Origin of the sequence: Streptomyces sp. AM 2-1-1, assembly GCF_029167645.1 — a bacterium.
Taxonomy (GTDB): domain Bacteria; phylum Actinomycetota; class Actinomycetes; order Streptomycetales; family Streptomycetaceae; genus Streptomyces.
Map to the genome: position 1 here is coordinate 4,299,966 of NZ_CP119147.1, position 18,511 is coordinate 4,318,476.

Here is an 18,511-nt window from a genome sequence, read left to right on the forward strand (position 1 = left end):
TCGAGGGAGCGAGGAACGGACGTGGCGGACGTGCCTGAACTGCCGGAACCGACCGTTCTCGCGTCGGATTACTTCCACAGCTACTCGGTGGTCGGACTGCTCGCCCTCGTCGGCGTGCTCTTCGTCGCCGTCGCCTTCGGAGCGGGACGCCTGCTCCGGCCCGTGGTGCCCACGCCCGAGAAGCTCCTCACCTACGAGTGCGGCGTGGACCCGGTGGGGGAGGGGTGGGCGCACACCCAGGTGCGGTACTACGTCTACGCCTTCCTCTACGTGATCTTCGCCGTCGACTCGGTCTTCCTCTTCCCCTGGGCGACCGTCTTCGCGGCACCCGGATTCGGCGCGACCACCCTGGTGGAAATGTTCGTCTTCCTCGGCTTCCTCGCCGTGGGACTGCTCTACGCATGGAAGAAGGGCGTCCTCACATGGGCGTGACGAGCCGGCCGATCCCCGAGCCGCAGCCCGCAGACGGAACGCCGGACCACGCGGCGCACGGAACGGCGGACGGAACTCCGGACGGGACGGCGGCCGCGACGGCCGGTGCGTCCGGCCCGGGGCCGGTGCCGCTGCCGGAGCCCAAGCGGCTCGGCGTGCTCTCCCGCCTCGCGCCCGAACCGATGAAGGTGGTCCTCAACTGGGGGCGCCGCTACAGCCTCTGGGTCTTCAACTTCGGTCTGGCCTGCTGCGCCATCGAGTTCATCGCCGCCTCGATGGCCCGCCACGACTTCATCCGGCTCGGCGTGATCCCGTTCGCTCCCGGCCCGCGCCAGGCCGACCTCATGATCGTGTCCGGCACGGTCACCGACAAGATGGCCCCGGCCGTGAAGCGCCTGTACGAGCAGATGCCCGAGCCGAAGTACGTCATCTCCTTCGGCGCCTGCTCCAACTGCGGTGGTCCGTACTGGGACTCGTACTCCGTCACGAAGGGCGTGGACCAGATCATCCCCGTCGACGTGTACGTCCCCGGGTGCCCGCCCCGGCCGGAGGCCCTGCTCCAGGGCATCCTCAAACTCCAGGAGCGGATCGCCCGCGAGTCCCTGGCGGAGCGGTACACCACGGATCCGGCCGGCCGGCCCTCCACCGCCGCCCTGCGCAGCGGACTCGTCGCCGCACCGGCGGAGCCGACCGGGCCGGGGGAGTCGAAGTGAGTGGCCCCGAAAGCGCCGCGAGCCGGCGGGACGGCGAGAACCCCGAGAACGCTATGAGCGCAGAGAGCCCCGAGAACGCCGCGAGCCTGTTCGACCGGCTGCTGGACGCCGACCCCGACACGGTCGCCCGGACCGTCGCCGGGCTCTTCGGCGAGCGGGCGACCGCCGCGTACGCGTACGAGCTGCTCACCGTCGACGTACCCGCCGACACCTGGACCGCCGCGCTGGAGACCGCGCGCGACCGGCTCGGCTGCACCTACTTCGACTGGCTGAGCGCCGTCGACGAACCCGGCACCGGTTTCCTGGTCGCCGCCCACGTCGCCGCGCTCTCCACCGGTACGGTCCGGCGGCTGCTGGTCCGCACGACCGTCCCGCACGAGGCGGCCGTACTGCCCAGCGCCATCGCCGTCTACGCGGGCGCCGCCTGGCACGAGCGCGAGACCCACGAGATGTTCGGCATCGGCTTCGAGGGCCACCCGCACCTGGTGCCCCTGCTGCTGCCCGAGGGGTTCGAAGGGCACCCGCTGCGCAAGGACTTCGTCCTCGCGGCCCGGGTCGCCAAGGCCTGGCCCGGCGCGAAGGAACCGGGCGAGTCCGAGCACGGCGGGCCCAAGCGGCGCACCATGCTCCCGCCGGGCGTGCCCGACCCCAACGAGTGGGGCCCGCTCAAGGGACAGCTGCCGCCCGCACCGGCCCGCCCCGCACGGGCCACCCGCGCCGGCGCGGGCGCCGCGGAGCGACCCGTACGCCGCGCCCGGAGCGTCACCGAGGGCTCGGCGGGCCGGCGGCCCCCGACCGCACCCCCGACAGGACCGGACACCCCGGCCACCGGCCCGGCGGCGCCGGCGGCGGGCCAGGAAAGCCCGGCCGCACCGGCCGCCGCGACCCCGGCGGAGGGCACACCGCCCGCCCGCCCCGCCCGCAGGTCCCGCAGCGCTTCGGCCGGCTCGGCCAGTCAGCGCACGGAGGGCGCCGCCCCGGACGGTACGCAGACCCCCGCGACGGACCCGGAGGCATCCGGGAGGAGCGGTACGGCAGCGGTCCCCGGCGCCCCGGCGAAGCCGGCTCCCCGGACGACCGGCAGCGCGGACGCCCCGTGGCACCACGCCCGCCCGGCATTCGACGACGGGGCGGGCGCGGGTGTGGCGAAGGGGGCGGCCGAGCCCGAGGCCGATGCCGCACGCGGGGCCGAACCGGACGCCGCACGCGAGCCCGACGCCGCACGCGAGCCCGACGCCGCACGCGAGCCCGATGCCGCACGCGGGGCCGATGCCGCACGCGGGGCCGATGCCGCACGCGGGGCCGAACCGGACGCCGCACGCGAAGCTGAGCCCGAGGCCGCTCGCGAGCCCGAACCGGACGCCCCACGCGAGCCCGAACCCGCGCCAGAGGCCGGGCGGCCCGCAGAACGCGACGCGTCCGCAGACCCCGGGCAACCCGGACCCGAAGTGCCCGCGGAGCCCGCCGGGCCGCCCGACCCCGAGGTGCCGGCGGACCGCGCCGCGCCCGATGACCCCCACCACCGTCCCTCCGGAGGCGATAGCGCGTGAACGACGTACTGGACGTCGCCCTCCGGCTCGTCATCGTCTTCGTCGTCTTCCTGGTCTTCCCGCTCGTCGTCGGCCAGGCCGAGCACAAGGTGATGGCGCACATGCAGGGCCGCCTCGGCCCCATGTACGCGGGCGGGTTCCACGGCTGGGCGCAGCTCGTCGCGGACGGGATCAAGTTCGTGCAGAAGGAGGACGTGGTTCCGGCCGACGCCGACCGCCGCATCTTCCAGCTCGCGCCCGCCGTGGCCCTCCTGCCGTACCTCCTCGTGGTGCTCGCCATCCCCATCGGGCCCGGCGAGGGCGCGGTCGGCCAGGTCATCGACGCGGGGATCTTCTTCGTGCTCGCCGTCATGGGGATCGGTGTTCTGGGCTCGCTGATGGCGGGCTGGGCCTCCGCCAACAAGTTCTCCCTGCTCGGCGGGCTCCGTACCGCCGCCCAGCTCCTCGCCTACGAACTGCCGATGCTGCTCGCCGCGGCCTCGGTGGCGATGGCCGCCGGGACGGTGTCGCTCCCCGGGATCGTCGACGCCTTCGCGTGGTGGTGGCTGCCCTGGCAGATCACCGGCGCGCTGATCTTCTTCGTCGCCGGGCTCGCCGAACTGCAACGTCCGCCCTTCGACATGCCGGTGGCCGACTCGGAGATCATCTTCGGCGCCTACACCGAGTACACCGGGCTGCGCTTCGCGCTCTTCCTGCTCGCCGAGTACGCCGGGATCGTCGTCCTCTGCGGTCTGACCACGGTGCTCTTCCTCGGTGGCTGGCACGGTCCCTTCGGCGCCGACGGACTCGGCTGGCTCTGGACCCTGGTGAAGACGGGGATCCTCGCGTTCGTCGTCATCTGGCTGCGGGTCACCTACCCGCGCCTGCGCGAGGACCAGCTGCAGAAGCTCGCCTGGACCACACTCATCCCGCTCGCCCTCGCGCAGATCGCGCTCACCGGCATCGTGAAGGTGGCGATCAACTAGTGCCTCCGATCCCCGGCTCCGGCCTCGCCAAGGGTCTCGCCGTCACCCTGCGGACCATGACGAAGCGCACGGTCACCGCGCAGTACCCGGACGTCCAGCCCGAACTCCCGCCGCGCTCGCGCGGCGTCATCGGGCTGTTCGAGGAGAACTGCACGGTCTGCATGCTCTGCGCCCGCGAGTGCCCCGACTGGTGCATCTACATCGACTCGCACAAGGAGACGAGCCCGCCCGCCGCCCCCGGCGGACGCGAGCGTTCCCGCAACGTCCTCGACCGTTTCGCCATCGACTTCTCGCTCTGCATGTACTGCGGCATCTGCATCGAGGTCTGCCCCTTCGACGCCCTCTTCTGGTCGCCGGAGTTCGAGTACGCCGAGACGGACATCCGTGACCTCACCCACGAGCGGGACACGCTCCGCGAGTGGATGTGGACCGTGCCGGAGCCGCCCGCACCGGACCCGGGTGCCGAGGAGCCGAAGGAGATCGCCGCCGCCCGCAAGACGGCGGAGAAGCTCGAAACCCAGCTCCGGGCCCAGCCCGACGCCGAGCGCGCCCAGGAGGGTCCCGCATGACGCCCGCCGCCGCGAGCGCCGCGGCCCACCCCGGCTTCCTCTCCCCGTCCGGCATCGAGATCGCCTTCGTGCTGGTCGGCCTCGTCACCCTCGGCGCGGCACTCGTCACGGTCACCACCCGTCAGCTGGTGCACGCCGCGCTCTGGCTCGTCGTCGCCCTCGGCGGCCTCGCGGTCGAGTACCTGCTGCTGACGGCCGAGTTCATCGCCTGGGTGCAGGTACTGATCTACGTCGGCTCCGTCGTGGTCCTCCTCCTCTTCGGCCTGATGCTCACCCGCGCCCCCATCGGCCGCTCGCCGGACGCCGACTCGGAGAACCGCCCGGTCGCGCTCGCCGTGGCCGTCGCCGCCGCGGCGGCCCTCGTCTGGGTCGTCGTGGACGCCTTCCGGACCACCTGGATCGATCTGGACGGGCCCGCCCAGGGCTCCACCGCCGCCACCGGCACCTTCCTCTTCCGGCACTGGGTGCTGCCGTTCGAAGCGCTCTCCGTCCTGCTGCTCGCCGCCCTGGTGGGGGCGATCGTGCTCTCCCGCCGGGACCCGGAGCACCGCTTCGCCCTCCCGGCCGCCCGCCGCACCCCCGGCGGCCGTACGCCGGGGAGCGGCCGCACGCGGACCGGCACCCCCGAGCCCGCCGGTGACCGCGCGCCGACCGGCACGCGCACGCCGACCGCCGCCCGCGCCACCGGACGTACGCGCGCCGGGCACGACTCCGCCGGCGCCCCCTCCGCCAGCCCGACCGCCCCCGGCGCGGGCCACGGACCCGACGCCCCGGAAGAGGGGAAGAGCTGATGCACCTCGCCTATCCCGCCGTGCTCGCCGTCCTCCTCTTCTGCGTCGGCGTCTACGGCGTGCTCGCCCGCCGCAACGCGATCCTGGTCCTGATGTCCGTCGAGCTGATGCTCAACGCCGTCAACCTCAACCTCGTCGCCTTCGACGTCTGGCTCCGCGACACGCTCCACGCCGGCCAGGCGCTCACCCTCTTCACCATCGCCATCGCCGCCGCCGAGATCGGCATCGGCCTCGCGATCGTGCTCGCCGTGTACCGCAACCGCGGCTCCTCCGACGTCGACCGGCTCCGCGACACCGCCGAGACCGACGCCGCCGAGACCCTTCCCGACGAGTGGACCGGCGACGGCGGACCCGTCGGCACGGGCACCGCCGGCAGCCCCGACGAACCGGCCACCGCTCCGGCGGGGACGGCACGGAAGACAGAGGCCACCGCGTGACCACCACGACCCTCGCCGTCCTCGTCCCCCTGCTGCCCTTCCTCGGAGCCGTCGCCGGGCTGCTGCTCGGCCGCACCGCCCCCGGGTTCGTGCGGCCGCTCGCCGTCCTCCCGGTGTTGGCCGCGGCCGTGCTCGCCGTGGTCGTCGCCGCCGACCAGGGCGGCGGCCGGGCGCTAGACGCCTCCACCCGGCTCACCCCCACCGGCTCGGTGCCGATCGACCTCGCGCTGCACCTGGACGGGTTCGCCGTCCTGGCGGCCGTCCTCGTCGGGCTGGTCGCGACCTGCGTGCAGGTCTACTCGTTCGCGTACCTCCGCGACGACCCCCGCTACCCCTCCTACGCGGCCCTCGTCTCCCTCTTCACCTCCGCGATGCTGCTGGTCGTCTACTCCGGCGACCTGATGGTGCTCCTGGTCGGCTGGGAGGTCATGGGCATCTGCTCGTACTTCCTCGTCGGCCACTACTGGGAGACGCCCGAGGCGCGCGCCGCCTCCCTCAAGGCGTTCCTGGTCACCAAGCTCGGCGACGTCCCCTTCCTCATCGGGCTCTTCGCGCTCGCCGCCGACACCGGCACCTTCCGCATCACCGGCGTCCTCGGCGCGGTCGCCGACGGCGGGCTCGACCACCCGACCCTCATCGCGCTGCTGCTCCTCGCCGGGGTGGCGGGAAAGTCCGCGCAGTTCCCGCTGCACACCTGGCTGCCCGACGCGATGGCCGGCCCGACGCCCGTCTCCGCGCTCATCCACGCCGCGACGATGGTCGCCGCCGGCATCTACTTCGTGGCCCGGCTGCTGCCCGTCTTCGCCGCCTCCGGAGCCGCCCTCGTCGTCCTCTCCGTGATGGCCGCCGTCACCATGGTCGGCTCCGGTCTGGCCGCGCTCGCACAGGACGACATCAAACGCGTCCTCGCCTACTCGACCCTCGGTCAGCTCGGCTACATGGCCGGGGCACTGGCCGTCGGCGACCGGGGTGCCGCCGTCTTCCACCTCCTGTCGCACGGCGCCTTCAAGGCCGTCCTCTTCCTCGCCGCAGGCGTCGTCATCCACGCCACCGGCACCAACTCGCTCGCCGCGATGTCCCGCATGGGCGGCCTGACCCGGCGCATCCCCGACGCCTACTGGACGATGACCGTCGCCCTGCTGGCTCTGGCCGCCATCCCGCCGTTCGCCGGCTTCTTCTCCAAGGAGGCCGTCCTCGTCGCCGCCGAGCACACCGCCCTGGGCGAGCGCCACGTCGCCCCGGCCGCCGCCGGCTGGACGATCCTCGTCGCCGGCCTGCTGGCCGCTGTGCTCACCGCCGCGTACGCCACCCGGCTCTGGCTGCTCACCTTCCGGGGCCGCGGCCCCGAGGTGGCCGACCACGGCAAGCAGCCCGTCGCGATGACCTCCGTCCTGTGGGTGCTGGCCGTCCCCACCCTCGGCTTCGGCCTGACGGCCGGGGTGATCGGCGACTGGTTCGACGGACACCGCCTCACCCCCACGCTCACCACCGCCGTCCTCTCCACGGGCGTCGGTCTCGTCGGCGGTCTCGTCACCTACGCCGCCTGGCGCCACACCACCGCACACGCCGCGGGCCATCCCCTCGGTGCCGTCACCGCGCACCCCCGGGCCGAACCCGCCCTCGTCGAGGCCGAGGCCATCAGCGCCCACACCGCCGTCTACGGGGACATCGCGGACGCGGCCGACCCCGCCGACCCCGGCCGCCTGCTGCTCGGCCCCCTGCACCCCGCCGCGGCCGCCGGATTCCACCTGGACGCCCTGTACACGCGGCTGTTCGTACGGCCCGTCCTGGCGGCCGCCCGCCTCGTCCGCTTCCTGGACCGCGAGGTCGTCGACACGTACGTACGCGGCTCCGGCGCCACCGCGCGGCTGCTCGGCACCGCCGTCCGCCGCGCCCAGACCGGCAACGCGCAGACCTACGTCTCCGCCCTGCTCGCCGGGTCCCTCGTCCTGACGATCGCCGTCGTCGTCTATGCCAACGTCAACGCCGGGGCGTGAACCGTGCTCGATATCAGCCCGTCCGTGATGCAGGTCCTCCTGGCGCTGGCCGTCGTCGGCCCGCTGGTGGGCGCCGTCGCCGCCCTGCTGCCCGCCCCGCCCGGACTGAGGGGCCGCGACCCGGACCAGGCCGTGCTCCGCCACGGCGTCACCGTGACCGGCGCCATCCTCCTCGTCACCCTGCTGCTGGCGGCCGGCTTCGACCGCGACCACGCGGCGACGATGCAGGCCACCACCGACATCAGCTGGATCCCGGCGCTGGACGTCCGGGTCCACCTCGGCATCGACGGCATCTCTCTCCCCCTCCTCGTGCTCACCGCGCTGCTGACCTTCCTCTGCGCGGTGTACAGCTACTTCAAGATGCCCGCGGGCCCGTCCCCGAAGGCCTTCGTCGCCCTGATCCTGCTGCTGGAGTCCGGCACGCTGGCGACCTTCGCCGTGCTGGACCTGCTGCTCTTCTTCCTCGCGTTCGAGATGGTCCTCATCCCGATGTACTTCCTCATCGCCCGCTGGGGCGGTGCGGGCAAGCAGGCCGCGGCCTCGAAGTTCGTCCTCTACACGCTGCTCGGCTCCGTCGTCATGCTGCTCGGGCTGCTGCTCGTGGGCCTGCACGCCGGCACCTTCGACATGGTGGCACTCGCCACCGACAACGGCCGGGGCCTCTCCACGTCCGTGCAGGTCATCGCCGTTCTGGCGATCGGGATCGGGCTCGCAGTGAAGACCCCGATGTGGCCGCTGCACAGCTGGCTGCCCGACGCGCACACCGCCGCCCCCACGGCGGGCTCGGTCCTCCTCGCCGGCGTGATGCTGAAGATGGGTACCTACGGGTTCGTCCGGGTGCTCCTCCCGATCGCTCCCGAGGGGATGCGCACCTTCGCGCCGTACCTCGCCGCGCTCGCGGTCGCCGGGATCGTCTACGGCTCGCTCGCCTGCCTCGCCCTCGCCCGCCCGGGCGCGAAGGGCGACCTCAAGCGGCTGATCGCGTACTCCTCGGTCGGCCACATGGGGTTCGTCCTCCTCGGCATCGCCTCCATGACCCCCGCCGGGGTCAATGGCGCGCTCTTCGCCAACATCGCCCACGGCCTCATCACCGGCCTGCTCTTCTTCCTGGTCGGCGCGGTGAAGGACCGGCACGGCACCGCCGACCTCGACACCCTCGCGGGGGCCACCGGCGCGGCCCTCTACGGCCGCGCGCCCCGGCTGGGCGCCCTGCTCGCCTTCGCCGCCGTCGCCTCCCTCGGACTCCCCGGCCTGGCGGGATTCTGGGGCGAGATGCTCACCCTCTTCGGCGCCTTCGACCCGGCCGAAGGGCTCAGCCGTCCCGCCTTCCTGACGTTCACGGCGATCGGCGCCTTCGGAACCCTGCTCACCGCCGCGTACATGCTCGCCGTCGTCCGCCGCGTCTGCATGGGTGAGCCGCCCGCACGGACGGCTCACCCCACCGGGCTCGGCGGCGGACCACACGAGGACGCGCCCCCCGCCGGCAGCCCGGCGGCGGAGCCCACCGCCCCCACCGGGGGCGTGGCGACGGCGGTGGCCCCCGGGACGGCGGCCACCGCGGAGATCGCCGACGTCCGCCCGTACGAGTTCGCCGCCTGGACCCCGCTCGTCGTCCTCACCGTCCTCGCCGGACTCTGGCCCGCCCTCCTCCTCGGGCTCAGCGACCCGGCCGTGCAGAAGCTCCTCGCAGGAGGCAAGTCGTGATCGCGGACCTCGTCACCGCCGCCGGCGCGGCCCCGGGCGGCCCCGGCACGGGCACGGCGGCCGGCGCGCCACTCGCGCAGTCGGCCGCGAGCCTCGTCCAGTCCGTCGACTGGCTCGCCGTCGCACCCCCGCTCGCCGTCGCGGTCCTCGCGCTCGCCGTCCTCGTCGCCGACCTCTTCCTCGCCGAACGCCACAAGCCGCTCCTCGGCTACGCCACCGTGGGCGGGCTCGTCGTCGCCCTCGCCCTGCTGATCCCGCTGCGGGACGGTGACCGGTCCACCTTCTGCGTGGACACCGCCACCCCCGGTGCGGGCCAGGCGTGCAGCTACACCGCCGACCACTTCGCCCTCGTCCTCCAGGCCCTGGTCCTCGGCGGAGCGCTGCTCACCGCGCTGCTCTCGCTCGACGACACCCGCAGGCTGCCGGCCGGGGAGTTCTGGTTCCTGCTGCTCTCCTCGGCCTCCGGCGCGGTGCTGCTGCCGGCCTCCCGCGACCTCATCACCCTCGTCGTCGCCCTGGAAGTCGCCTCGCTCCCCGCCTTCGCCCTCGTCGGCATCAAGCGCGGCGACCGGCGCTCCTCCGAGGCGGCCCTCAAGTTCTTCCTCTCCTCCGTCACCGCGACCGCCGTGATGCTCCTCGGCGTCAGCTTCGTCTACGCGGCGACCGGGACCACCCACCTCACCGGGATCGCCCGCGGACTCGACCAGGTCCCCGGGCGGTTCGCGACCCTCGCCGCGGCGGGAGTCGCCCTGACCCTCGTCGGCTTCGCCTTCAAGACCGCCGCCGCGCCCTTCCACTTCTGGGTCCCCGACACCTACGTCGGTGCCCCGCTGCCCATCGCCGCCTACCTCTCCGTCGTCGGCAAGGCGGTCGGCTTCACGGGCCTGATCCTGGTCACGGTGATCGCCTTCCCGTCCTACGCCGACGTCTGGGGGCCGGCTCTCGCCGTCCTCGCCGCGCTGACCATGACCGTCGGGAACGTCGCCGCCCTGCGCCAGGAGCCCGGCCGCGCCCGCAGCGCCGTACGCCTGCTCGCCTGGTCCTCCGTCGGCCAGGCCGGCTACCTCCTGGTGCCGATCGCCGCGTCCGCCTACGCGGAGGACGTCCGGGTGGGCTCCACCGTCGCGTACGCCCTGATGTACGCCGTCGTGAACCTCGGCGCGTTCGCGGTCGCCGCGCTCGTCGCCCGTACGAGTCCCGGCAACCGGCTGACCGACTACCGCGCCCTCTACGCCCGCCGCCCCCTCACCGCCCTGGCGATGGCCTTCTTCCTGCTCTGCCTGGCCGGTCTGCCGCCGGGCATCGTCGGACTCTTCGCCAAGGTCACCGTCTTCTCGGCGGCCGTCGACGCGGGCCTGGGCTGGCTCGCCGTCGTCATGGCCGTCAACGTGGTGATCGCCCTCGCCTACTACCTCCGGTGGACCGCGCTGCTCTTCCGCGGTGCCGGCGCCCCCGAGGCCGTACCGGCGGCCGTGGCGGCCCCGGCGCCGGCCTCCGCGGACCCGATCACGGGAACGGCCGCGGCCCCCGCGCCCCTGGTCGCGGCGCTCGTCCTCACCGCCGCCGCCGCGCTCGTCCTCTCCGGGGCGCCGCAGATCGTGCTGAGATTCGCCACCGGCACGCTCTTCTGACGGGGCCGGCCCCCCGCCGCACCGCGGCCCCCGCCCTCACCTCACCGGCTTGCTCCGGCGGGCCGGAACAGGGCAGGGTCTTCGGTGCACGCGTCACGCACCGGGCGGGGACGCCGGCGCCACGAGCGGAACGAGGAGACAGCGCAGTGCTGAACGGGTTCAAGGAATTCATCCTGCGGGGCAACGTCGTGTCCATGGCGATCGGCCTCGCCGTGGGAGCGGCCTTCACCGCCGTCGTCACCGGATTCAGCAACGCCTTCATCGTGCCGCTCATCGGTGTCATCACGCGGGGGACGGGGGACTTCAGCAAGGCGTCCTTCAAGGTCGAGGGCGTCGCCTTCCCCTACGGCCTCTTCATCGCCGCGGCGATCGCCTTCCTCATCACCGCCGCCGTCCTCTACTTCTGCGTCGTCGTCCCGATGCAGAAGGTCCAGGACCGCTTCACCGCGAAGAAGGCCGACGAGCCCGCCGACATCAAGGCCGCGCTCCGTGACTGCCCGCGCTGCTACACCGCCATCCCGGCCATCGCCTCCCGCTGCGGACACTGCACCAGCGAGGTCGAGCCCGACCCCGCCGTCCTGGCGCACGCCGAGCGGCTCACCGGGAAGCCCGCGGGGACCGAGAAGCTCCCCGCCCCGCGCTGACGGCCCTTCCCCGCCCCTCCGAAGCCCCGGCACCCCACCCGGCCCACCCGTACGGGCTACCCCGCCCTCCGGCCCGTACAGCCGTGCGGGACCCGCCCCCCGGGGCCGCGCACCAGGGAACTCGCTCGCCCCGCCTGGCGTTGACCAGAACGGGAAGCTCCACTGAGAAGTGGACCCCTATCGAGCAAGGGTTCCCCTGCTGCACCATTTGGAGGGCGTACCGTGCACCGCCGGCACAACGGGCTGAAGACCGCCGTACTCCTCGGCGGTCTCTCCGCCCTGATCATCGTCATCGGCAGCTTCTTCGGACGCACCGGCCTGATCGTCGCGCTCCTCGTGGCGGTCGGCACCAACGCCTACGCGTACTGGAACAGCGACAAGCTCGCGCTGCGGGCGATGCGGGCACGGCCGGTCAGCGAGTTCGAGGCCCCCACGATCTACCGCATCGTGCGCGAGCTCTCGACCGCCGCCCGCCGGCCCATGCCCCGGCTCTACCTCTCGCCCACCCAGGCACCCAACGCCTTCGCCACCGGCCGCAACCCGCGCAACGCCGCCGTCTGCTGCACCGACGGCATCCTCCAGATCCTGGACGAACGCGAACTGCGCGGTGTCCTCGGCCACGAGTTGAGCCACGTCTACAACCGCGACATCCTGATCTCGTCCGTCGCCGGAGCACTCGCCTCGGTCGTGATGTTCCTGGTCAACTTCGCCTGGCTGATCCCGGTCGGCCGCTCCAGCGACGACGAGGGCCCCGGCATCTTCGGCCTGCTCCTCGTGATGATCCTCGGCCCGCTCGCCGCCTCGGTCATCCAGCTCGCCGTGAGCCGCTCCCGCGAGTACGAGGCCGACGCCTCCGGAGCCCAGCTCACGGGGGACCCGCTCGCCCTGGCGAGCGCCCTGCGCAAGCTCGACGCGGGGACCAAGCGGCTCCCGCTCCCGCCCGAGCCGCGCATCGAGACCGCGAGCCACATGATGATCGTGAACCCCTTCCGGCCCGGCCAGGGCGTGTCCAAGATGTTCTCCACGCATCCGCCGATGGCGGAGCGCATCGCCCGACTAGAGAAGATGGCAGGTCATCGACGGTGAAGACGATCCTGAACGTCATATGGCTGGTCCTGTGCGGCTTCTGGATGTGCCTCGGCTACCTCGCCGCCGGCCTCCTCCTCTGCATCACGATCATCGGCATCCCCTTCGGCGTGGCCGCGTTCCGCATCGGCCTGTACGCCCTCTGGCCCTTCGGCTACATGGTCGTCGACCGCCAGGACGCGGGCGGCGCCTCCTGCGTCGGCAACGTCCTCTGGCTGGTCCTCGCCGGCTGGTGGCTGGCCCTCGGGCACATCGTCACCGGCATCGCGCTCTTCGTGACCATCATCGGCATCCCGCTGGCCATCGCGAACTTCAAGCTGATCCCGGTGTCGCTGATGCCGTTCGGCAAGGAGGTCGTCCCCACCGACCAGCCCTTCGCCGCCCGGTAGCCCGCCCGCCCCCGCACCTGGCAGTCCGCCCACGGTCCGCCTCCGCCCCCGCGCCCGGAGGCCGTCCGCCCGGCGGCCCCTCCGCCCGTGTGCCCTGCGGGGCAACCGCTCCCACCACACCGCGCGTCCCTGAATCCACAACCAGGAAAAGGGGTAGGTGGGCCGCATGGGCATCATCGCGTGGATCATTCTCGGGCTCGTCGCCGGAGTCATAGCCAAGGTTCTGCTGCCGGGGCGCGACCCCGGCGGCATCATCATCACGACCCTCATCGGGATCGCCGGAGCCTTCGTCGGAGGCTGGCTCTCCGCGAAGGTCCTCGACCGTCCGATCAACGACGACTTCTTCGACCTCGCCACCTGGGTCGCCGCCATCGCGGGCTCCCTGGTGCTGCTCATCGTCTACCGGTTGCTCTTCGGCAACTCCCGCGAACGCCGCTGACGACGGCGCCGGCCCGCACTCCGCACGCCCGCGCGCGGCGGGCCGACCGGAGCCGCCCGGCTCACCGGTCGTCCAGACCGGTCTCCCGCAGCGTCAGGTTGAGCCGGCCGGCCCGCATCCCCGTCTCCGGGCCGGCCGTCCCCGGATACACCTTCGGCACCCCGTGGAACGCGAAGCGCGACGGTCCTCCGAAGACGAACAGGTCACCGGACTCCAGCTCCACGTCCGTCCAGGGCCGCCCCCGGTCCTGCGTGTTCCCGAACCGGAAGACACAGGTGTCCCCGATGCTCAGCGACACCACGGGGGCCCCGGAGCGCTCCTCGCGGTCCTGGTGCATGCCCATCCGGGCCGTACCGTCGTAGAAGTTCACCAGCCCCGCGTCCGGCGCGTACGCCCGGCCCGCCGCCTCGTCCCCGTACGCCTCCGCCACCGCGGCCCGGCCCAGCTCCGCGAGCCACTCCGGGAACACCGCGACCCGGGCCCCGTTCACGTCGTCAGCGGTCCGCACGTACGCGTACGGCCGCCAGTGCCACCCCAGGCACACCGTCCGCACCGACATCACCCCGCCGCCCGGCAGCTCCGTGTGCCGCAGCGGAACCGGCCCTCGCGCCCACTCCCGGCAGGCCGCCACCAGCTCCCGCTGCCGCTCCACCGACAACCACCCCGGCACGTGCACCGCCCCGGGGGCGACGGTCCGCCGCTCCCTCGGGAAGAGCCCCGCCGACGCCATCAGCCCCGCCCCGGGCCGCCGGCCGCGTCACGGTCCGCACGCTCCGCCGGGGCGACGGCCGGCCCCGTCGCGCGGCCTTCCGCCCAGGCGCCCTCGATCGACAGCAGCCGTTCCTTGCGCGCCGGCCCGCCCGCGTACCCCCGCAGCGATCCGTCCGCGCCGATCACCCGGTGGCACGGCCGCACCACCAGCAGCGGGTTCCGCCCGATCGCGGTCCCCACCGCCCGCACCCCGGCCCCGGCGACACCGACCCGCTGCGCCACCCAGCCGTACGACACCGTGCTGCCGTACGGGATCTCTTCCAGCGCCCGCCAGACACGCCGCTGGAACTCCGTCCCCGCCCCCGGCGCGTACGGCAGCTCGAAACGCGTCAGCCGCCCCGCGAAGTACGCCGCGAGCTGCGCCCGGGCCTCCGCGAAGGCCCCCGGGACCTCCCGCCACCCCGCGAGGACGACCGCCCCGCCCTTCTGCTCCGGTACGGACACCGAGAGCAGTCCCGCGGACGGCTCGTCGCCGACCAGCAGCAGCTCGCCCAGGGGGCTGTCACACCTCGTGTACACCGTGCTCATCGACGGTCATCCCTCTCACGCGCTCCCGGTCCCGTACTCCGAGTCTGCGCCACCGGGACGCCACCGGGCTGGCGGAAATCCGACATCGGGTTTCCGGCGCGGGCATCTGGGGGCCGCTCGTGGCACCGGGGCGGAGAACGCTCACGGCGGTGCCGAGGACGACACCGCCGTGGGAGAACCTCGTCGAGCGGCCGGCGGCACGGCCACCGGCCCGCGCGTCAGCGGTAGTTGACGTACTGCAGGGCGAAGTCGAAGTCCTTGCCCTTGAGCAGCGCCTGCACGGCCTGGAGGTCGTCGCGGCTCTTCGAGCTGACCCGCAGCTCGTCGCCCTGCACCTGCGCCTTGACACCCTTGGGGCCCTCGTCGCGGATGACCTTGGCGACCTTCTTGGCGTTCTCCTGGGAGATGCCTTCCTCGATCGTCGCGAAGATCTTGTACTCCTTGCCGGAGAGCTGGGGCTCGCCCGCGTCCAGCGACTTCAGCGAGATCCCGCGCTTGATCAGCTTCGTCTCGAAGATGTCGAGGATCGCCTTGACGCGCTCCTCGCCGTTCGCCTCCATCAGGATCTTCTCGCCGGACCACGCGATCGACGCGCCGGTGCCCTTGAAGTCGTAGCGCTGGGAGATCTCCTTGGCGGCCTGGTTGAGGGCGTTGTCGACCTCCTGCCGCTCGACCTTCGAGACGATGTCGAAACTGGAGTCGGCCATGGCGTGTGGCTCCTTGCGTCGTAAACGGTCGTAAGCGTGGGGATGCAGGAGAAAGCCTAAAGGCTGACCCGGGGTCCAGCCGCTGATCAATCGAGTGGCGGAGCACCCCTGCGCATCGGGTATCGTTTACGTCGTCGCCAAGGAGCTCACCAGCGGGGTTCCGGAGCGATGTTCGAGGCGGTGTGCCCGAGTGGCCAAAGGGAGCAGACTGTAAATCTGCCGGCTCAGCCTACCCAGGTTCGAACCCTGGCGCCGCCACCGAACGGGAAGCCCCCGTCCACAGTGATGTGGACGGGGGCTTCTCGCATGTCCGCGGCTCGCCGTCCGGATCCCGGGCGTCCCGGGCCCGGAACCGCCGGGCCCGGGTGGCTCCCCGCTCAGTTCCCCGCGACGTTCCTCGTCGCGACCGAGACCGGCACGTTGCCCGAGATCAGCTCCAGGGTCAGGCCCGCCGTGCTCGGGGTGTCGAGCAGCTCCGCGAGGGTCGCCGCCACGTCGTCGCGGGGTACCGGGCCGCGGCCGGTGGAGAGGGAGAGCAGGACCAGGCCGGTGCCGGCGTCGTCGGTGAGCATGCCGGGCCGCAGGATCGTCCAGTCCAGGCCCGCCCGCGCCCGTACGGCGTCGTCCGCCGCGCCCTTCGCCCGCAGGTAAGCGTCGAAGACCTCGTCGCCCGGGTGCGAGGCGTCCGCGCCCATGGAGGAGACCATGAGGTAGCGCCGTACGCCCGCCCGTTCCGCCGCGTCGGCGAGGAGCACCGCGGCGCCCCGGTCCACGGTGTCCTTGCGGTCCGGCCCGCTGTCGGGGCCCGCGCCCGCCGCGAAGACCACGGCGTCGGCGCCGTCGAGCACCTTCGCCACCTCGTCCACGGAGGCCGATTCGAGGTCGAGGACGGCCGCCTCGGCGCCCGCCGCCTCAAGATCCCCCCGTTGCCCCGGATCGCGGACGAGGCCCACCGCCTCGTCCCCGCGTGCGGCGAGCAGGCGCTCCAGCCGCAGTGCGATCTGACCATGTCCACCCGCGATGACAATGCGCATGGTCACGACCGTACGCCGGAGCGGGCCCGCACGCCCGGACCACGGCCGAATGAAGATCAACCCGGCCCCGGCCCCGGCCTGCCCTGGCGCGGCAGCCCGTACGGTTCCGGCAGCTCCGTGTCGCAGTACTCGCGCACCGCGCTGGTCCGGGCGACGATCCGCCCCCGGTGCACCACGATCCGGCTGTACGCGAGCGAGAGCACGCCCGCGAGACCGTCGCCGCGCACCGCGAGCAACTCCGCCGGGAAGCCCGCCTCCACGCGCACCTCGGGCAGCCCCATCGCCAGCCGGGCGGTGGTCGCGACGGCGTCGTACGCGCTCCGGGCGGGCAGCCCGTGCTGCGAGGCCAGGAGGTACGCCGCCTCCAGCGGGTCGCCCCGCCCCACCGGGTTGGCCGTGTCGCGCAGCGCCCCGCTGCCCGCCACGAGCCGAACCCCGGCGGCGCGCAACAGGCGTACCGGCGCGGTGAGTCGGCGCTGCGCGCCCGAGCAGCCGCCCTGCGGCAGGCAGACGACCGTCACGCCGGCCGCCGCGAGCCGCTCCGCGGCCTGCCGCGCGGCCTCCTCCGGCATCCGGGACAGACCGCCGCACGGGCCGAGGGTGACTCCCGACCCCCTCCCCGGCGCCGGTTCCGGCCCCGGCCCCCTCTCCGGCCCCGCCCCCAGCCCGGCCGCCATGGCGGCGAACCGGGCGATCCGGGCGGGGTCGGAGGCGTCCGTGTGCAGGTCCACCGGGAGTCCGTGCTCGGCGGCGACGGAGAGGGCCCGCTCCACGTACCCCTCGGGGTCGGGGTCGAGGTCCGGGCGCCCGCCGATCACGCCCGCACCCATCGCGACGGCGTCCCGGAGCAGGGCCGTCCCGTCCTCGCCCTCCGCTCCGGTGAGACGCCGGGGGACCACGACGGGCGTGAGGTCGGCCAGCCCGCGCAGCGCGTACCGGGCCTGCAGGACCGCCTCCAGCGGCGCGAGGCCGTGGGCGCCGCCGACCCGGACGTGGGTACGCAGCGCGGTCGCACCGTGCCCCAGCTGGAGCAGGGCGGCCTCCGTCGCGCGGCGCCGCAGGTCCTGCGGGCGGTGCGGGTCTCCCTCGCAGTCGGAGGCGGTGAGGGCGGTGTCGCTGTGGGCGTGCGGTTCGGCGGGGGCGGGCAGCAGCAGGAAGCCGCGCAGCTCCACCCGGGTACCCCGGGCGCCGAGGGTGCCGGGGGGCCCGACGGCCTCGATCCGCTCGCCGCCGACCCGTACGTCCACGGTCCGGCCGTCGGCGAGCCGTGCCCCGCAGAGCAGCAGCGGTTCGGGGGAGGCCCCGCGGCCGTCCGCGTCGTCGTCGGGTGGCCTCGGCCGGCTGTCGGGCATCGCGCTCCTGGGGAGGGGTCGTCGGGGCGTCGTGCCCGTCCCCGGCGGCGTACGCTGCGGTAGCCGTACAGCGCCGGGCGGGGGATCGGGTCGCCGCGGGGGCGACCGGACGGAGAGTGGACCGCGGATGCACGGAACGAGGGCTCCGGGGGCCGGCGCGCTCTCCGCGACGGCGGTTCACGCACCCCGGAACCCGTCGGACCCGCCGGAATCCCCGGAACCGCGACCGGAAACGGGATTTCAAGATCGAAGGCGGTCCGAGCCTAGGGCGGAGTCCGACCCGTCCCGTGGAGGAGCGAAATAGTCATACCGGTGAGGTGCGGCGGGACGCCCCGGACAGAGGGGTTGCGTGGGGCGGCCGTGACCTCGCGGCCGGGCGTCGAAGGCCTGATCAGAGGCGTGACGGCCCCACCGGGACAGGGCTCGCAGGGGCCGCGCGGGGGGACGCGGAAACGGATTTGGGGGATCGGCGGGGGACCGTGTAATGTCTTCCTCGCTCGCCCCAATAGCTCAGTCGGTAGAGCGTCTCCATGGTAAGGAGAAGGTCTGCGGTTCGATTCCGCATTGGGGCTCTGGTGATCGGAGAACCCCGCTTCGGCGGGGGGACTCTTTCATCAAAGCGGTGTAGCTCAGTCGGTAGAGCAAGCGGCTCATAATCGCTGTGTCACCGGTTCAAGTCCGGTCACCGCTACAAACGGTAGCCGATTGTGGGGTCGGTCCTTCGATCGGCTACTCTTTTATGCGTTCATCCGTCCATCCGTCCGTCTTAGGA

General features: G+C 73.4%; 19 protein-coding genes and 3 tRNA genes. 17 read left to right on the forward strand and 5 right to left on the reverse strand.

Annotated elements, in window-relative coordinates; genetic code table 11:
* Positions 1–30: 30 nt before the first annotated feature.
* The 14 genes from PZB77_RS18760 to PZB77_RS18825 all read left to right on the forward strand — a co-directional run bounded on the left by PZB77_RS18760 (position 31) and on the right by PZB77_RS18825 (position 13,347).
* Positions 31–432, forward strand: a complete 402-nt coding sequence (locus PZB77_RS18760) for an NADH-quinone oxidoreductase subunit A (RefSeq protein ID WP_275496121.1) — start codon at positions 31–33, stop codon at positions 430–432.
* Positions 423–1,145, forward strand: coding sequence for an NADH-quinone oxidoreductase subunit B (locus PZB77_RS18765; protein ID WP_275493761.1), 723 nt, complete (start codon positions 423–425; stop codon positions 1,143–1,145). Before PZB77_RS18760 ends, PZB77_RS18765 begins: the two co-directional genes overlap by 10 nt.
* A gap of 53 nt (positions 1,146–1,198) precedes the next feature.
* Positions 1,199–2,695, forward strand: a complete 1,497-nt coding sequence (locus PZB77_RS18770) for an NADH-quinone oxidoreductase subunit C (RefSeq protein WP_275493762.1) — start codon at positions 1,199–1,201, stop codon at positions 2,693–2,695.
* Positions 2,692–3,660, forward strand: a complete 969-nt coding sequence (locus PZB77_RS18775; protein ID WP_275493763.1) for a complex I subunit 1 family protein — start codon at positions 2,692–2,694, stop codon at positions 3,658–3,660. Before PZB77_RS18770 ends, PZB77_RS18775 begins: the two co-directional genes overlap by 4 nt.
* Positions 3,660–4,229: an NADH-quinone oxidoreductase subunit I gene (locus PZB77_RS18780; RefSeq protein WP_275493764.1), complete on the forward strand. Its 570-nt coding sequence runs from the start codon at positions 3,660–3,662 to the stop codon at positions 4,227–4,229. Before PZB77_RS18775 ends, PZB77_RS18780 begins: the two co-directional genes overlap by 1 nt.
* A complete protein-coding gene (locus tag PZB77_RS18785; protein WP_275493765.1) occupies positions 4,226–5,020 on the forward strand; it encodes an NADH-quinone oxidoreductase subunit J in 795 nt (264 codons plus the stop codon). The genes PZB77_RS18780 and PZB77_RS18785 overlap by 4 nt, the downstream gene beginning before the upstream one ends.
* Positions 5,020–5,457 carry an NADH-quinone oxidoreductase subunit NuoK gene (gene nuoK, locus PZB77_RS18790; protein WP_275493766.1) on the forward strand — a complete coding sequence of 146 codons (438 nt, stop codon included), beginning with the start codon at positions 5,020–5,022 and terminating at the stop codon, positions 5,455–5,457. Before PZB77_RS18785 ends, nuoK begins: the two co-directional genes overlap by 1 nt.
* On the forward strand, positions 5,454–7,454 hold the full coding sequence (locus PZB77_RS18795) for an NADH-quinone oxidoreductase subunit L (protein ID WP_275493767.1): 2,001 nt from the start codon (positions 5,454–5,456) through the stop codon (positions 7,452–7,454). Before nuoK ends, PZB77_RS18795 begins: the two co-directional genes overlap by 4 nt.
* A 27-nt stretch (positions 7,455–7,481) precedes the next feature.
* Positions 7,482–9,158: an NADH-quinone oxidoreductase subunit M gene (locus PZB77_RS18800; protein WP_275496123.1), complete on the forward strand. Its 1,677-nt coding sequence runs from the start codon at positions 7,482–7,484 to the stop codon at positions 9,156–9,158.
* Positions 9,155–10,789, forward strand: coding sequence for an NADH-quinone oxidoreductase subunit N (locus tag PZB77_RS18805; RefSeq protein WP_275493768.1), 1,635 nt, complete (start codon positions 9,155–9,157; stop codon positions 10,787–10,789). The genes PZB77_RS18800 and PZB77_RS18805 overlap by 4 nt, the downstream gene beginning before the upstream one ends.
* A 146-nt stretch (positions 10,790–10,935) precedes the next feature.
* Complete coding sequence (gene mscL, locus PZB77_RS18810) at positions 10,936–11,433, forward strand: large conductance mechanosensitive channel protein MscL (RefSeq protein WP_275493769.1); 498 nt, start codon at positions 10,936–10,938, stop codon at positions 11,431–11,433.
* A 222-nt stretch (positions 11,434–11,655) separates the two neighbouring features.
* The gene (gene htpX / locus PZB77_RS18815) at positions 11,656–12,519 is read left to right on the forward strand and encodes a zinc metalloprotease HtpX (protein ID WP_275493770.1); all 864 of its coding nucleotides are present in this window, start codon (positions 11,656–11,658) and stop codon (positions 12,517–12,519) included.
* Complete coding sequence (locus PZB77_RS18820) at positions 12,516–12,908, forward strand: YccF domain-containing protein (RefSeq protein ID WP_275493771.1); 393 nt, start codon at positions 12,516–12,518, stop codon at positions 12,906–12,908. The genes htpX and PZB77_RS18820 overlap by 4 nt, the downstream gene beginning before the upstream one ends.
* Positions 12,909–13,074: 166 nt before the next feature.
* Positions 13,075–13,347: a GlsB/YeaQ/YmgE family stress response membrane protein gene (locus PZB77_RS18825; protein WP_275493772.1), complete on the forward strand. Its 273-nt coding sequence runs from the start codon at positions 13,075–13,077 to the stop codon at positions 13,345–13,347.
* A gap of 61 nt (positions 13,348–13,408) precedes the next feature.
* Here PZB77_RS18825 and PZB77_RS18830 read toward each other — a convergent pair whose 3' ends face one another.
* The 3 genes from PZB77_RS18830 to PZB77_RS18840 form a co-directional block, all read right to left on the reverse strand.
* Complete coding sequence (locus PZB77_RS18830; protein ID WP_275493773.1) at positions 13,409–14,077, reverse strand: alpha-ketoglutarate-dependent dioxygenase AlkB; 669 nt, start codon at positions 14,075–14,077, stop codon at positions 13,409–13,411.
* Positions 14,077–14,646 (reverse strand): methylated-DNA--[protein]-cysteine S-methyltransferase, encoded by a 570-nt coding sequence (locus tag PZB77_RS18835; protein WP_275493774.1) that lies wholly within the window; start codon positions 14,644–14,646, stop codon positions 14,077–14,079. Before PZB77_RS18835 ends, PZB77_RS18830 begins: the two co-directional genes overlap by 1 nt.
* Before the next feature lie 218 nt (positions 14,647–14,864).
* Positions 14,865–15,353 carry a YajQ family cyclic di-GMP-binding protein gene (locus tag PZB77_RS18840; RefSeq protein WP_275493775.1) on the reverse strand — a complete coding sequence of 163 codons (489 nt, stop codon included), beginning with the start codon at positions 15,351–15,353 and terminating at the stop codon, positions 14,865–14,867.
* Positions 15,354–15,529: 176 nt separating this feature from the next.
* Here PZB77_RS18840 and PZB77_RS18845 point away from each other — a divergent pair.
* Positions 15,530–15,611, forward strand: a tRNA-Tyr gene (locus PZB77_RS18845).
* A gap of 119 nt (positions 15,612–15,730) precedes the next feature.
* On the opposite strand, the gene PZB77_RS18850 is transcribed toward PZB77_RS18845, so the two are convergent.
* A complete protein-coding gene (locus PZB77_RS18850) occupies positions 15,731–16,387 on the reverse strand; it encodes an SDR family oxidoreductase (protein ID WP_275493776.1) in 657 nt (218 codons plus the stop codon).
* Positions 16,388–16,443: 56 nt separating this feature from the next.
* The gene (locus PZB77_RS18855; RefSeq protein WP_275493777.1) at positions 16,444–17,739 is read right to left on the reverse strand and encodes a hydrolase; all 1,296 of its coding nucleotides are present in this window, start codon (positions 17,737–17,739) and stop codon (positions 16,444–16,446) included.
* 499 nt (positions 17,740–18,238) lie between these two features.
* On the opposite strand from PZB77_RS18855, the gene PZB77_RS18860 reads away from it, so the two are divergent.
* Positions 18,239–18,311 (forward strand) — tRNA-Thr (locus PZB77_RS18860).
* Positions 18,312–18,357: 46 nt separating this feature from the next.
* Positions 18,358–18,430: transfer RNA gene (locus tag PZB77_RS18865), tRNA-Met, on the forward strand.
* The last annotated feature ends 81 nt before the right edge of the window (positions 18,431–18,511 follow it).